The 14,306-nt window shown below is 30.3% G+C and carries 16 protein-coding genes and 1 riboswitch; of the genes, 5 read left to right on the top strand and 11 right to left on the bottom strand.

Features of this window, described 5'->3' with window-relative positions:
* Nucleotides 1–11: 11 nt before the first annotated feature.
* Both FQB35_RS05690 and FQB35_RS05685 read left to right on the top strand, forming a co-directional pair.
* The gene (locus FQB35_RS05690; RefSeq protein WP_148809056.1) at nt 12–1,253 is read left to right on the top strand and encodes a lactate/malate family dehydrogenase; all 1,242 of its coding nucleotides are present in this window, start codon (nt 12–14) and stop codon (nt 1,251–1,253) included.
* Complete coding sequence (locus tag FQB35_RS05685) at nt 1,250–2,296, top strand: flavodoxin family protein (protein WP_148809055.1); 1,047 nt, start codon at nt 1,250–1,252, stop codon at nt 2,294–2,296. The genes FQB35_RS05690 and FQB35_RS05685 overlap by 4 nt, the downstream gene beginning before the upstream one ends.
* Before the next feature lie 98 nt (nt 2,297–2,394).
* Here the strand turns inward: FQB35_RS05685 and FQB35_RS05680 are convergent, their stop codons facing one another.
* From FQB35_RS05680 to FQB35_RS05635, 10 genes are all read right to left on the bottom strand, one after another.
* Nucleotides 2,395–2,625 carry an IS3 family transposase gene (locus FQB35_RS05680; RefSeq protein ID WP_207707292.1) on the bottom strand — a complete coding sequence of 77 codons (231 nt, stop codon included), beginning with the start codon at nt 2,623–2,625 and terminating at the stop codon, nt 2,395–2,397.
* Complete coding sequence (locus FQB35_RS05675; protein ID WP_148809053.1) at nt 2,622–2,864, bottom strand: DDE-type integrase/transposase/recombinase; 243 nt, start codon at nt 2,862–2,864, stop codon at nt 2,622–2,624. The genes FQB35_RS05680 and FQB35_RS05675 overlap by 4 nt, the downstream gene beginning before the upstream one ends.
* Nucleotides 2,806–3,120, bottom strand: coding sequence for an IS3 family transposase (locus FQB35_RS16620; RefSeq protein ID WP_408625491.1), 315 nt, complete (start codon nt 3,118–3,120; stop codon nt 2,806–2,808). The genes FQB35_RS05675 and FQB35_RS16620 overlap by 59 nt, the downstream gene beginning before the upstream one ends.
* A gap of 265 nt (nt 3,121–3,385) precedes the next feature.
* On the bottom strand, nt 3,386–3,583 hold the full coding sequence (locus FQB35_RS05665; RefSeq protein ID WP_148809052.1) for a helix-turn-helix domain-containing protein: 198 nt from the start codon (nt 3,581–3,583) through the stop codon (nt 3,386–3,388).
* Between the two features lie 187 nt (nt 3,584–3,770).
* Nucleotides 3,771–3,977: a helix-turn-helix domain-containing protein gene (locus FQB35_RS05660; RefSeq protein WP_148809051.1), complete on the bottom strand. Its 207-nt coding sequence runs from the start codon at nt 3,975–3,977 to the stop codon at nt 3,771–3,773.
* 89 nt (nt 3,978–4,066) lie between these two features.
* Nucleotides 4,067–4,267, bottom strand: coding sequence for a small, acid-soluble spore protein, alpha/beta type (locus FQB35_RS05655; protein ID WP_148809050.1), 201 nt, complete (start codon nt 4,265–4,267; stop codon nt 4,067–4,069).
* A gap of 223 nt (nt 4,268–4,490) precedes the next feature.
* Complete coding sequence (locus tag FQB35_RS05650; protein ID WP_148809049.1) at nt 4,491–5,219, bottom strand: YebC/PmpR family DNA-binding transcriptional regulator; 729 nt, start codon at nt 5,217–5,219, stop codon at nt 4,491–4,493.
* 147 nt (nt 5,220–5,366) lie between these two features.
* Complete coding sequence (pflA, locus tag FQB35_RS05645; RefSeq protein WP_168198393.1) at nt 5,367–6,071, bottom strand: pyruvate formate-lyase-activating protein; 705 nt, start codon at nt 6,069–6,071, stop codon at nt 5,367–5,369.
* A gap of 13 nt (nt 6,072–6,084) precedes the next feature.
* Nucleotides 6,085–8,319 carry a formate C-acetyltransferase gene (gene pflB, locus FQB35_RS05640; protein WP_148809047.1) on the bottom strand — a complete coding sequence of 745 codons (2,235 nt, stop codon included), beginning with the start codon at nt 8,317–8,319 and terminating at the stop codon, nt 6,085–6,087.
* A 65-nt stretch (nt 8,320–8,384) separates the two neighbouring features.
* Nucleotides 8,385–8,464: riboswitch (ZMP/ZTP riboswitch) on the bottom strand.
* Between the two features lie 62 nt (nt 8,465–8,526).
* Nucleotides 8,527–9,066: a TDE2712 family protein gene (locus FQB35_RS05635; RefSeq protein ID WP_148809046.1), complete on the bottom strand. Its 540-nt coding sequence runs from the start codon at nt 9,064–9,066 to the stop codon at nt 8,527–8,529.
* A 228-nt stretch (nt 9,067–9,294) separates the two neighbouring features.
* Here FQB35_RS05635 and FQB35_RS05630 point away from each other — a divergent pair, with 228 nt between their 5' ends.
* Complete coding sequence (locus FQB35_RS05630) at nt 9,295–10,596, top strand: CCA tRNA nucleotidyltransferase (RefSeq protein ID WP_148810770.1); 1,302 nt, start codon at nt 9,295–9,297, stop codon at nt 10,594–10,596.
* Nucleotides 10,597–10,656: 60 nt separating this feature from the next.
* Here the strand turns inward: FQB35_RS05630 and FQB35_RS05625 are convergent, their stop codons facing one another.
* Entirely contained in the window at nt 10,657–11,976 is a 1,320-nt protein-coding gene (locus FQB35_RS05625; protein WP_148809045.1) for an amino acid permease, read from the bottom strand.
* A 199-nt stretch (nt 11,977–12,175) separates the two neighbouring features.
* Between FQB35_RS05625 and FQB35_RS05620 the strand changes: the two genes are divergently transcribed.
* Complete coding sequence (locus tag FQB35_RS05620) at nt 12,176–13,294, top strand: DUF3810 domain-containing protein (protein WP_148809044.1); 1,119 nt, start codon at nt 12,176–12,178, stop codon at nt 13,292–13,294.
* 109 nt (nt 13,295–13,403) lie between these two features.
* Nucleotides 13,404–14,300 carry a fumarylacetoacetate hydrolase family protein gene (locus tag FQB35_RS05615; protein WP_148809043.1) on the top strand — a complete coding sequence of 299 codons (897 nt, stop codon included), beginning with the start codon at nt 13,404–13,406 and terminating at the stop codon, nt 14,298–14,300.
* Nucleotides 14,301–14,306 lie beyond the last annotated feature (6 nt).

Below are 14,306 nucleotides of genomic sequence, written 5' to 3'. Positions count from 1 at the left end.
GGAGGCAAACTATGTATTATTATATACTAAAAAATAAAATACTGATTTCAAATCGAAAACATCCTAATCTTTCTGAAATCTCTGAAGAAACTGCAAAAAAAAGTCAAGATACGCTTTACATATTACACCAACTAAATCCTAAATTTTCTCGAAAAAGCTTTTCAGTTACAGATCCATCTCTTGCTTTTTTAAAAGAAGAGGGACTTTCACTACTTCAAAAACAAGAATCAAAATATACTTTTCCAGACTGGCTCATTTCTAGAATGAAAGATGGAAAAGTTTCAACAATTAATATAGCATATCCTACTTGGAAGGATGTACTAGATTACAAAATTCCAGAAAAATGGAAAATTAATGTAGTTGGTATGGGGGATGTTGGAGGAACGCTTGTAACAGGCCTTCGCTTACTAGGATCAGACAAAATTTCAAAAATAGGAATTTATGACAAGAATGAAAATAATTTAAATCGCTGGGAACATGAAATAAATCAAATTCTTCCACCCAATAGTCATAATATATACCCAGATGTTTATATTATTAATGAAAGTGAGATTTTTGATTGTGACATGTTTGTTTTCTGTATTTCTGTAGGTGTACCACCAGTAGGAAAAGAAAAAAAGGATGTTAGAATTGCACAATTTGAAGGCAATGCTCAAATTATGAAAATTTATGCAAAGATGGCAAGAGAAAATAATTTTAAAGGTATATTTGCTGTTGTTTCTGATCCTGTAGATTTATTGTGTAAAGTTGCTTTTTTAGAAAGCAATATGGATAATACAGGTAATATGGATTTTAAAGGACTAGCTGCAAATCAAATAAGAGGTTATGGTCTTGGCGTAATGCATGCTCGTGCTGCTTATTACGCAAAAAAACAACCTGAAACACTGCATTATTTAAACGAAGGAAGAGCATTTGGTCCTCATGGAGAAGGACTTATAATTGCTGATAGTATTCAGAATTATAATGATAAACTATCTTTAGATCTTACAGATAAAGCAAAAAAAGCAAATCTTAAAGTTCGTGCTACCGGTTTTAAACCCTATATCGCTCCTGCACTATCTTCTGGTAGTTTATCTCTTATTGCTACAATAAATGGTGAGTGGCACTATAGTACAACATATATGGGAGGCGTATTTATGGGTGCAAAAAACAGGCTAACTGCAACGGGAATAGAAATAGAAAGATTGGATTTCCCCAAAACATTATTCGATAGATTAAAACATACTTATGAAAGCTTAATGGCAATTCTATGAGCCTATATGTTATTATTCCTGGGGAAATATCTAATCAACTATTAAAGATGGTTGAAGCTGCAACCTCTAATTTATCTACCATTGTGATTAAAACTTCTAAAGATATGCCTGATTTGAAAAACAAAAAAATACTCTTTGTCATTCAACTAAATGAAGTAGGCTTTAATGGTCCCTTATTTGAAATACTTTCTAAATTATATGCTAGAGGAACAGATGCGCTTTCTGGATCAACTGCTGGGATACTTATTCATAGCTACAATGAACTCTATACCAAAAGTGTTGCAAAAAATATTATTTTTTTAGCCAACCAGTTAGGATGTCGCTTCATAGGACATCCTATGATTGAAGCTACAGGTAACCTAAATAATTTTCGTACATGGCAAAAAACTTATGATCTCCCTTTAGAAGAAATTTGTTCTAAACTTAGCAAACAACTAGTAATCAGATTAATAGAAGATCATCCTTTATTACTTTCAAATCCTAAAATTCTAGCTCTACATTCGAGTTCTTATAAGACATCTAATACGCTTATGCTTTGGACTATGATAAAAAAACATCTTTGTAACTACGAAATAAAGGAACTTCATGTAGAAAATGGAACTGTTCTTGATTGTATTGGATGTTCCTTTAAAACATGTATCCATTATAGCAAGCAAAATACTTGTTTTTATGGAGGATTTATGGTTGAAGAAATTTTACCAGCTATCGAAAAAGCAGATGCAATTCTTTGGTTGTGTCCAAATTATAATGATTCTGTATCAGCAAACCTTATGGCTGTCATCAATCGATTAACCTCTTTATATAGAAAAACACCTCTTTATGATAAAACACTTTTTTCAGTTATTGTATCTGGTAACTCAGGAAGTGATTGTATTGCAAAACAACTAATTGATGCTTTAAATATTAATAAAGGTTTTAGACTTCCACCTTACTTTACAATTATGGCTACCGCAAATGATCCAAAAACTGTAAAATATGTACCTAAAATTGAACATATAGCTAAACAATTTGCACAAAATTTAATACACGAAATCAAAGCATAGCAAAAACTGCCTAAAAATATGAATATGCCCCTGTCAAGTAGACAGTGGAAAAAATAAAAAGGAATTGCGCTAATCGTACTTTACGGTTAGCGTGATTTTTATGCAACATTACATAGGTATTGTCTGTATTCTAAAGGTGTCATACAACCAAGACGTTTTTGATATCTGTGATTATTGTAGTATTCAATGTAATTAGTTACTGCTGTTTCTAATTCTTCATAAGTATAGAATTTTCTTAAATAGTACATCTCTGATTTCAGCATACCCCAGAATGCTTCCATTGGTCCGTTGTCAATACATCGTCCAACTCGGGACATGCTCTGAATCATTTCTGATTTATCCAACTTCTTTCGAAATATTTTTTTGATGTATACTGAAATCCACGATCACTATGAAAAATAGGCTTTTCATCTGGATAATTCTCATGTGCAAGATCAAATGTTTTAAATACTAAAGGATTGTTATTAGATTTACCAATCACAAAAGAAACTACGCTTTTATCCGATAGATCAATTATTGCACTTAAGTATGCTTTTTTGATTATTGCCATATTTAAATTCCGTAACATCTGTAACCCACTTCTGACCAAACTTATCTGCTTTAAAGTTTCTATTTAAAATGTTTTCCGCTATAACTTCAGGAGTTGACTTAATATATTTTTTCTTCTTCTTTCGACATACCGACTTTAGGCCTAAAATAGTCATTAAGCGATAAATTCTCTTATGATTTACTCTAAAATTGTTCTCTCTGTTTAGTTTAATTGTCATTTGACGATAGCCAAGAATACCATCTCGTTCTTCATAGGCTTCTTGAATTAAAGGTATAAGTTTTTTGTTAAAGTTCTCATTTTTACTCTCTTTTACGATTCAACCATTTATAATAAGATGACCTTTTGAACACCAGCTATTTCACATAGTGTAAAAATTGGATATAACTGTATATCATGTAATTCTTTAATTGCTAAATAGTAGGTTTCATTTCTTACTTGGCTTAAAATCGCCTCCTTTCTATTTCTTCTAACTTTTTTAAAAAATCAATCTCCATTTGTTGCCTTTTTATTTTTGAGCTTCCAGAAGTTTGTTTAGTGCTCTAAGCTTTTTCAATCTCTGACAATTCATTTGCATTTTTCTGTTTGCCACGTTTATCTTTTAATGCCTCAACACCAGATTCCTCATATTTTTTAGTCCATGAATAGACTTGATGATATGATACTTTATATTTATCTGCAGTTTTATTATAGCTGTTCTGATGTTCAATGCAGTGTTTAACAATTTCTATTCTTTTCATTAAAATTAGTTTTTACGTCCGTTGGCCATGACTTTATCTTCTCCTATTCCTGATGATTTTAACTCTTCATGACCATTATACTTTATAATCCACTTAAGAACAGTTGTATGTGAGGGAATCTTAAATTTTTTGCAATGTCATATATCGAACTGTCACCCTCAAGATATGCTTTTAATAACAGTAATTTTTAAATTCTTTTTGAATAGAAATTATTATGAGACTTATTCATTAATGCTTCTTTACCCATTGATTGATAGTTTACAATCCATTGTCTAAATGAGTTTCTAGTTACACCATATTTAGATGCAATTGATGTTTGTGATCCTACATTATTTAAATATTCTTCAACTGCTTTAATTTTTAGTTCGTAATCTATTTTACCTTTTCTGCCCATAAGAAAATGCTCCTCCTTCAATAAACAGTTTTTTTATTTTAACTGTCCACTTCAAGGGGAGCATATCAATAACTAGGCAGTTTTTATATTTATTCTTTTTTTGATCTCCTAACAATATTCTTTGTCATCTGTCCTCCAACATATCCACCAGCTATACGTGTTGCTAAATCAGGTTTATCATTTATTTTTTCTCCTATTTCATTATTACTTAAACCTAATTCCTTGCCTAGTTCTTGTTGTGTATGACTTAATAGTTCTTTAAAATCAGGAATTTTATTCCTTTTTCCCATAGTTTATTCACCTCATTTTTTATTTTTTGTAGCATTTGCTTTTACATACAAGGTAATTTAAGGTTTATAGTTTGGAAATATAATTTTATTCATATATATTACTACTCGGAACAATAGTTGCGATTATTTATATAAATACACAAAAATACACCTCTATTTTGATTGTGTTATACACAACAAAATTTAAGGTGTATTTAAAACATATATCATGTATATTTAAAATCTATTTTTCTGGCATATCCCAGTTGTGATAAATCTGCTGAATATCATCATCATCTTCAAGCATGTCAATAAGCTTATTCATTGCTTTAATTTGTTCTTCATTTTCTAATTTAGTTGTCGTTTGAGGAATCATGGCTATATCAGCTTCAATAAATTCATATCCTTTTTCTTGTAATTCATTTTTTACATCATAAAAATCTTGTGGAGCTGTAAATATTTCATAAACCTCTTCATCGTCTGTCACAAAATCCTCTGCTCCAGCTTCTAATGCCGCTTCCATTAGTTCATCTTCTTGATATTCATCTTTTTTCTCAATAAGAATTTGACCTTTTCTATCAAACATATATCCAACACAGCCTGTAGTTCCTAGATTTCCACCATTTTTATCAAAATAATATCTTAAATTGCTACCCGTTCTATTTCTATTGTCTGTTAATGCTTCCACAATTACAGCTATCCCATTTGGGCCATATCCTTCATACGTTATTCTTTCAAAATTATCTCCGTCTGTTCCACCTGCACCTTTTTTAATAGCTCTATTTATATTATCATTAGGCATGTTTATAGCTTTTGCCTTATCTATTGCATTCTTTAGTGCTGCATTATATTCTGGGTCAGCTCCCCCTTCTCTTGCAGCAACAGTAATTAATCTTGCATATTTTGTAAACATTTGTGCTCTTTTTGCATCTTGCTTTTCTTTTCTATTAGCTATGGTTCCATGTCTACCCATATTTTAATATCACTCCTTAATGTTTCATAACAAAATTACAAAATTAATTCTATCATAAAATGAAATTTAAGTAAATAAATTGAAATAAGCATTAAAAAGAAGGAGAACATCCTCCTTCTTTAATATATAAAAATTATTCTATATACTTTAAACAATTTTTAGATATTCTTCAAGCTCCATTGCTCTTTCTTTACTCATTGGCTTAACCATATCTAAATTATAAGATATTCCCATAGTTTTATACTTACTTACTCCTAGACTATGATATGGAAGTAGCTCAATCTTTTCTACATTTTTAAAACCCTTTATTACTTTTTTTAACTTATACAAATGTTCTTTGCTATCTGTAATCCCTGGAACAACTACATGTCTAATCCATAGTTTAACATTTGCTTTTAGCAGAGCTTTTTGAAACGTTTCAAACTCTTTTATATTTCCTCCAGTTAACTTTTTATATCCAATACCATTTACATGTTTTACATCCAAAATCACTAAATCTGTATACTTTAATATTTCTTCATATAAGCCTTTTCCAAATCCTGCAGTATCAATAGCTGTATGAATACCATTTTTTTTACATAGCTTAAGAAACTCTATTAAAAACTCAGGCTGCATAAGTGGTTCCCCTCCTGAACATGTGACACCTCCATCTGATTTTTGAAAATATGGCTTAAATCTTAACACTTTTTTTATTAATTCATTTTCAGTTACTTCTTCTCCTTTATTAAAATCCCAAGTATCTGGATTATGGCAATACGCACATCTTAGCTTACACCCCTGAAAAAATACCACAAATCTTATTCCAGGGCCATCTACTAATCCCATACTTTCATAAGAATGGATTTTTCCTATCATACTATCACCTCTAAACTACCATATTTTCATGGAAAGTTCTTCCTATAACTTCTAATTGCTGTTCTCTTGTAAGCCTGTTAAAATTAACCGCATAACCAGAAACTCTAATTGTTAATGTAGGATATTTTTCTGGATGCTCCATAGCATCTATAAGTGTTTCTCTATCTAATACATTTACATTTAAATGATGTGCTCCTTGACAAAAATACCCATCTAAAACATTTACCAAATTAATAATTCTAGTATTTTCATCTTTTCCTAAAGCCTCAGGCACTATAGTAAAAGTATTTGAAACTCCATCCTCACAAACAAATCTATATGGAATTTTTGCTACTGAATTTAAAGATGCTAAAGCACCATTTTTATCTCTTCCATGCATTGGATTTGCTCCTGGAGCAAAAGCTTCTCCCATTTTTCTTCCGTCTGGCGTTGCACCTGTTTTTTTTCCATATACTACATTTGATGTAATAGTAAGCACTGATAAAGTATGCACTGCATTTCTATATGTTTTATGCTTTTTCAATTCTTTGATAAACTTTTTAAGTATTTCAACTGCTATTTCATCTACTCTATCATCATCATTTCCATACTTAGGGAACTCTCCTATTATTTCAAAATCTACTGCTATACCATTTCTTCTAATAGGTTTTACTTTTGCATATTTTATTGCACTTAAAGAATCTACAACTACTGATAAACCTGCTACTCCAAATGCCATAAATCTTCCAACCTCTGTATCATGTAGCGCCATTAAACCTGCCTCATATGCATATTTATCATGCATATAATGGATAATATTCATGGTATTTACATAAAGCTGTGCCACATATTCTAAAACTTTATCATAGCTTTCTTTTACCTTATTATAATCCAACACATTATCTTCTATTTTTTTTATTCCAGGTATAACAAGAGTTTCTTTCTTTTCATCTATTCCTCCATTTATTGCATAAAGAAGCGCTTTTGCAAGATTACATCTTGCTCCAAAAAACTGCATCTCTTTTCCTATCTGCATTGCAGAAACACAACAAGCAATTCCATAATCATCTCCATAAATATTCCTCATTAGATCATCATTCTCATACTGAATTGAATCGGTCATAATAGACATCTTTCCACAATATTTTTTGAAAGCTTCAGGAAGCTTTTCAGACCATAAAACTGTCATATTTGGCTCCGGAGCAGGACCTAAATTAGTTAAGGTATTCAAAAATCTAAAGGAAGTTTTTGTTACAAGTGTCCTTCCATTAATCCCCATCCCTCCTATAGACTCTGTAATCCAATTTGGATCTCCTGCAAACAATTCATTATATTCAGGAGTTCTCAAATGTCTTGCCATTCTTAGTTTTATAACAAACTGATCAATTATCTCCTGTGCTTCTTTTTCAGTTATTATCCCTTTTTCTAAATCTCTCTCCATATATATATCAATAAAAGTACTTGTTCTTCCAAGTGACATAGCTGCGCCATTGTTTTCCTTTATCCCAGCCAAATATCCAAAATATAAAAACTGAACTGCTTCTTTAGCATCTTTTGCTGGCTTTGATATATCTATACCATAAGAACTAGCCATGTTTTTTATCTTCTTCAATGCACGTATTTGCTCTGCTAATTCTTCTCTCTTTCTAATTAGCTCCTCATCCATGAAACCCTTTAAGCTACTTTTATCCTTTATTTTTTGTTCTATTAAAAAATCTATTCCGTAAAGTGGTATCCTTCTATAATCTCCTATAATTCTTCCCCTTCCATATGCATCTGGAAGTCCTGTTAAAAGTCCTGCACTTCTTGCTACCTTTGTTTCTTCTGTATATACATCAAATACTCCATCATTATGTGTCTTACGATAATTTTGAAACACCCTATCCATTTCACCATCTATTTCATAACCATATGCATGTAAAGCTGATTTTACCATTCTTATTCCACCAAAAGGATTTACCATCCTCTTTAACGGAGCATCTGTTTGCAGCCCTACAATAACCTCATTTTCTTTATCTATATAACCCGCCTCAAAGTTATCTATCCCCGAAGCAGTCTTTGTATCAATATCAAGTATCCCTTTTTTCAACTCTTCTATGCATAAGTTCTTACAAATATCCCATACTCTTTCAGTTTTTCTTGTAGGTCCCTCTAAAAACTGATCGTCACCTTCATAAGGAGTGTAGTTTTTTTGTATAAAATCTCTTACATCTACTTCTACTGTCCAATTCCCTTCTTTGAATCCTTTCCATTCTTTTCTTAACATAAAAATACCTCCTTGACTGTAGTCTACTAAGTCCAAGAGGTTCAAAAAAACACAAAACCGCCTGGACTTATCGCCCAGGCGGTCGGCATTTCTCAAATCACACTCCATGTGGTTACTTCCACTTCCGCCAGTCATGTGATTCGTGTTCATTATCTAAATTACATAATTATAATATCAACTACCAAATATTTTGTCAATAAAATTCATCTAAGCTTTAATAAGTTCTTGTAATTTTTCTTGAATAAATACAAATATATCTTTTTCTCCTATTGATACCTTTTCTTCATACAAATCAGGCTTTACTCTAAAAAAATTAATAATAAGTTTATTATCCACTATTTTATATTCATCTACATGTCCTGGTAGAAAAATTACTTCGATCTCTTCATACTTAGAATTTTTTTCTATATTGTTTAATTTTTCAACCAAAAAATCTAAATTTAACACTTTTAAAGGTTGAATCATCATATTCGTATACTCTAAATCTTCCAACATCCACATATTATTATTCCAAAATCTTCCTTCTTTTTTATTTTTCTTTGATAACAATTCCCTATTTGATATGGCACTTAAAACTTTTCTTACAGATTCTTTATTAAATTCATCATCATAAATATATTCCATTAAAGAAAAATTTGACATTTCATTTATGTAGTTCTCTCCTACTTTTTCCTTTTCACTAGTTGCCTGCCAGAAATAAAGCATTCCCTCAATAACATCTAAGTTGATTTTTATTCTTTTAATCATATCATTTTTCCCCTTTTCTTTTAACATTGCATATATCATTATACATTATACAGACCGATAAATCAAAAAGTTGTGAATCTTCTATCTAGCTTTATAAAAATTAAAATTCCTTCTTGTATCAATAAAAAAATCAACATAAAATATAAGAATAAATAATCTGTTTGTACACAAATTCATTTTATAAAGGAGAAATTTGAATTGAAGATAGATTTACCAAAAGAACCAAAAATGATATTAACATTGTTAAATAATTATGGATTTGATGCATATGTAGTAGGCGGTTGCGTTAGAGATTCTTTATTAAGAAGAAAACCTCAGGATTGGGATATTTGTACGAATGCATTGCCTGAAGAAATAATAAAAATTTTTAAAAATCATCAAATAAAATTTATTGAAACAGGGCGAAAACACGGCACTATTACAATAGTTTTTAATAATAAACACTTTGAAGTAACCACATATAGAATCGATGGAGATTACTTAGACCATAGGAGACCAGAAAATGTAACCTTTACCCTCTCATTAGAAAAAGATTTAGCAAGGCGTGACTTTACCATAAATGCTATGGCATATAATCATAAAAAAGGATTAATAGACTATTTTAATGGTCAAAATGATTTAAACAAAAAAATTATTAAGTGTGTAGGAGAAGCTAAAAAGCGCTTTGATGAAGATGCATTAAGAATCCTAAGAGGAGTTCGATTTGCAGCACAATTAAATTTTACAATACATAAAGATACTGCCAAAGCTATGCAAGAAAAAGGCTTTTTACTTAAAAATATAAGTCAAGAAAGAATAAGAGATGAACTCATAAAAATATTATTATCAAATAAGCCAGCTAAAGGAATACTTCTTTTAAAAAATTTAAATTTGTTACCCTTTGTAATACAAGAATTGATAGATACAATTAATTTAAATCCAAAAAATTCTCATCATGATAAAGATGTATTTACACATATACTCTGTGTATTAGATAATACCCCTAAAATACTAAATGTTCGACTAGCAGCTCTATTACATGATATAGAAAAACCAAAATTTTCTGCAATTTGTAAAAATCATTTCTATAGCAAAACAACTGCTATGAATATATTAAAAAGATTAAAATTTGATAAAAAAACAATTGATTGTGTATGTACTATAATAAAAGAACATATGCATCCATGGGACACTTATAACACAAAAAATTTAAAAAAATTCATAAATAGAATAGGCATACAAAATTTGGATTCTTTCTTTGCTTTACAAGTTGCACATGTTAAGGGATCAAGCCTTTCACATGATATTTCCAAAATTTCGAATCTGAAAAATGAAGTAGCAAAAATACTGAATGAAAAACAGCCTTTAACAATAAAAGATTTAAAAATTAATGGAAATGACTTAATTAAGCTTGGTATAAAACAAGGAAAACAAATTGGCATTATATTAAATATTTTACTCGATAAAGTTTTAGACGACCCGAATTTAAACGAAAAGGATAAATTATTAAATATAGTCAAAAATATAAACGATTTAAATCTCTACCAATAAAAGCATATCCATTTTCTGAATATGCCTTCGTTTTACTATGTGATTTTTTTATTATTTTTTCTATGTTTTTGATAATAAATAACATATATAATAGAACACTACTAAACTTAATCCTGCTACAAGACCTGCTCCTTGACCCGGAATCAAAGGCATACTCCCTATAATAGCTATTAAAAAAATAATAGCTATCCATGAAGTATAAGGATATCCAAAAAGTTGACATTTTCCCTTTGGTGGACACCCTTGACATTTACGAAATTTATAATGAGTAGCAAGAATAATTAAATAAGTAAACAAAAGAGAAAATCCACCTGAACTAACTAAAAATATGTAAATCTTTTTTGGTAATAAAAAAGACATGGCAAGTGCTAATAGCATAGCTATTCCTGAGAATATAATTCCTTTATATGGTACATCATTTTTATCTTTTACCCATGATGGCGCACAGCCTTCATCTGCTAAAGAACGTATCATTCTTCCTAATCCAAAAGTTGCTGCTAGCATAGTAGATAAAATAGCAGTAACCAAAACTATATTTATAGCACCTGCAGCCCAACTTACACCCCTAGATTGCAGCGCAGCTACAAAAGGGCTAACTTCCTCTGTAAGACTATTTGTAGGTATTAACGGTAACAATAACGTAATAGCTAACGTATATAAACCTACTAATCCTAAAACAGTGTAAGTAATAGCTCTAGGAACAACACGATACGGATTAGCAGTTTCAGATGCAGCAAGTCCAATTATTTCAAATCCTGCATATGTAAACATTACAATCAACATACTTCCAGCAATCCCTGAAATTCCTCTAGGAAATAATGCTTCTTTTTTTAGTACCCCTATACCTACAGCAGATGTATTTGGCATAACACCTGTTATTAAAGCAATGGCTAACACAATAAATCCAATAATTGAAAAAAGCTTTATTGCTGCTAATCCACTTTCTAACTTACTTAGACGTTCAGCTCCTAAAAGATTTAGAAGGGTAATACTTACAATTATAATTGATCCTAAAAATGGTAATGATATTTTAGGAAACCATACTCTAAAAAATAGCGCTACTGCTGTTGCCTCACTAGACATAGCCAGTACAAGACCTGTCCAATATACCCATCCAACAACAAAACCAACTGCTGGGCCAAAGGCTCTCTGTGAAAATGTACGAAAAGAACCTGGATCTGCATCTGCCACTGTCATCTCTGATAGAGCAAAAAGAATTAAATAAACCAGTCCTCCTCCTAAAAAATATGAAATAACCACACTCGGTCCTGCAGCACGAATGGCAATAGCTGATCCTAGAAAAAATGAACCTCCTACTACCGTTCCTAATGCCATCATAGTAAGTCCCCATGCAGATAATCCTGAACCATTATCTTTCATAAACAATACCTCCTCAAAAACACATCTATTCATTTTATATTTTTTAGTATGTACTTTTTCCATCTTATGTATAACTATATAGTCCTTTGTAAATATGCAATAAAAGTTTCTTGTATGTTTTAAAATATTCATACTTTTGGTAAAATAAAGCTTATAGAATCGTATATAAAATATTTAATAGAAAGTTGGAAAAATCTTAATGAAAAACATAAAAAAACTTCACAAGTTCATATTCATACTTTTACTACCCATAGGTATTTTATTGTTTTATACAACAGCATTCACACCTTATTTTATAGAAACTATATATTCAAAAAATTTTTATAAACTTATTGTACAAGGAATAAACCTCTTTACTGGTTTAATTCCTTTCTCCATTGCAGAATTATTGATTTTATTTCTTATATTTTTTATTATTTGGAGCTTGATTCAATTCATCATAAAAATAATAAATAAAAAACACACAAAAAAATCTATCATTCTTCAATCCTTAACAAATCTCCTTATTTTTGTTAGTATTATTTATTTTCTTTTTATTATGCTTTGGGGGTTAAACTATAATCGTCTGCCATTTTCTAAAATCGCTAAACTTAATGTACAACCAGCTTCCATTGAAGAATTAGAAGATTTATGTAAAAGCCTTATTGATCGTGCAAATACCCTACGAAGTAAAGTAGCTGAAAACAAAGATGGTATTATGTACATTCCAAATGGTCATATGGATGTTTTACACAGAGCATATAAAGGCTATGAAATAGCAGCTAATATCTATCCAGAACTAAGTGGTAGATACGCAAACCCAAAAGGTATCTTTTTCTCAAAAGTACTATCTTATATGGGTATATCAGGAATTTACTGCCCATTTACTGGTGAAGCAAACGTAAACATTGACATTCCACATGCCATGTTAGGAAGTACAGCATGTCATGAAATGGCACATCAACGAGGTTTCTCTAGAGAAGATGAAGCTAATTATATTGCTTATATTACATGTAATATGAATCCTGATATTGACTTTCAATACTCTGGAACCCTTCTGGCATTAATCCATTCAATGAATGCCCTTTTTCGCTATGATCAAGAAAAATATCATACACTGCATAAAAAATATAGTGAAGGCTTAATAAGAGATTTATCTAACTTAAAAATATTTTGGCAAAGGTATGAAGGCCCTATTGAAAGAGCGTCTACGAAAATTAATAACGCTTATCTTAAATCTAATAGACAAAAGGATGGTATACACAGTTATGGAAGAATGGTTGATCTATTAATTGCAGAACATAGATTGAAAATGTTAAATAATATACCTCATAAATGAATATTCTCAAATTTTGAAGGATTTTTATCTTTTACATAGAAATTTACTAAAACAAAATCTTTCTTAGTTTAATTTTATCAATAGATATAAAAAAGAAAGGAGTAATCATATGTATTTTGCTACATTTCGTTACAATGAAGAAGAAAAATTTGGAGTTTTGAGTAAAGATCAAAAAAATATAATTCCACTACAACAAATTTTTGATCAATTAGGGGTAATAGCACCTAAAACTTTAAAAGATTTCATAGAACAATCAGACGATATTTTAATAAAAGATATAAAAAAAATCCTTAAAACACATAATTTTGAATGTATTCCTCTTGAAAATGTCAAATTATGTGCTCCTATCCCTTATCCTCGCAGAAATCTAATCTGCCTAGGGAAAAATTATCTCGATCATGCAAAAGAAATTATTGGATTGCCAGGCGCTAATGATGAAATACCAAAATTTCCAATATATTTTACAAAAATTGCAGATCCAGCTATTGGCGATGGTGATATAATTAAAAATCATGCAGAAATAACAGATAAGATAGATTATGAAGTTGAATTGGCTATCATTATTGGAAAAGATGGTATTAATATAAAAAAGGAAGAAGTTGAAGAATATATCTTTGGATACACGATTGTAAACGATGTATCTGCAAGAAATATTCAAAGAAAGCATGAACAATGGTTTAGAGGAAAAAGTCTAGAAACTTTTTGTCCAATGGGGCCTTTTATAGTACATAAAAGCGAAATCCCTTTTCCTGTTGAATTAGATATTCAATGTCGCATTAATGGAGAACTCAGACAAAATTCCAATACAAAAAACTTAATATTTGATATTCCATACATTATAAGTGATTTATCAAAAGGAACATACCTAAGAGCAGGAGATATTATTCTCACTGGAACTCCTTCAGGGGTTGGCTTAGGATTTAAACCATTTAAATTTTTAAAATCTGGAGATGTTATTGAATGCTACATTGAAAAAATTGGTACTTTAACAAATAAAGTAGAATAGAGGCTG

The sequence above is a fragment of the Crassaminicella thermophila genome, from assembly GCF_008152325.1.
Classification (GTDB): domain Bacteria; phylum Bacillota; class Clostridia; order Peptostreptococcales; family Thermotaleaceae; genus Crassaminicella_A; species Crassaminicella_A thermophila.
Note: the sequence above shows the minus strand (reverse complement) of the source record. Positions and strands in the feature narration are given on the sequence as shown.

Coding starts and splice junctions, on each gene's coding strand:
- FQB35_RS05650 (WP_148809049.1), bottom strand. CDS start 5,219: ATGGGTAGACATGGAACCATAGCTAATAGAAAAGAAAAGCAAGATGCA.
- FQB35_RS05680 (WP_207707292.1), bottom strand. CDS start 2,625: ATGATTCAGAGCATGTCCCGAGTTGGACGATGTATTGACAACGGACCA.
- FQB35_RS05620 (WP_148809044.1), top strand. CDS start 12,176: ATGAAAAACATAAAAAAACTTCACAAGTTCATATTCATACTTTTACTA.
- FQB35_RS05685 (WP_148809055.1), top strand. CDS start 1,250: ATGAGCCTATATGTTATTATTCCTGGGGAAATATCTAATCAACTATTA.
- FQB35_RS05690 (WP_148809056.1), top strand. CDS start 12: ATGTATTATTATATACTAAAAAATAAAATACTGATTTCAAATCGAAAA.
- FQB35_RS05665 (WP_148809052.1), bottom strand. CDS start 3,583: ATGAAAAGAATAGAAATTGTTAAACACTGCATTGAACATCAGAACAGC.
- FQB35_RS05635 (WP_148809046.1), bottom strand. CDS start 9,066: ATGATTAAAAGAATAAAAATCAACTTAGATGTTATTGAGGGAATGCTT.
- FQB35_RS05630 (WP_148810770.1), top strand. CDS start 9,295: ATGATATTAACATTGTTAAATAATTATGGATTTGATGCATATGTAGTA.
- FQB35_RS05625 (WP_148809045.1), bottom strand. CDS start 11,976: ATGAAAGATAATGGTTCAGGATTATCTGCATGGGGACTTACTATGATG.
- pflB (WP_148809047.1), bottom strand. CDS start 8,319: ATGTTAAGAAAAGAATGGAAAGGATTCAAAGAAGGGAATTGGACAGTA.
- FQB35_RS05660 (WP_148809051.1), bottom strand. CDS start 3,977: ATGGGCAGAAAAGGTAAAATAGATTACGAACTAAAAATTAAAGCAGTT.
- FQB35_RS05615 (WP_148809043.1), top strand. CDS start 13,404: ATGTATTTTGCTACATTTCGTTACAATGAAGAAGAAAAATTTGGAGTT.
- FQB35_RS05655 (WP_148809050.1), bottom strand. CDS start 4,267: ATGGGAAAAAGGAATAAAATTCCTGATTTTAAAGAACTATTAAGTCAT.
- FQB35_RS05675 (WP_148809053.1), bottom strand. CDS start 2,864: ATGTTACGGAATTTAAATATGGCAATAATCAAAAAAGCATACTTAAGT.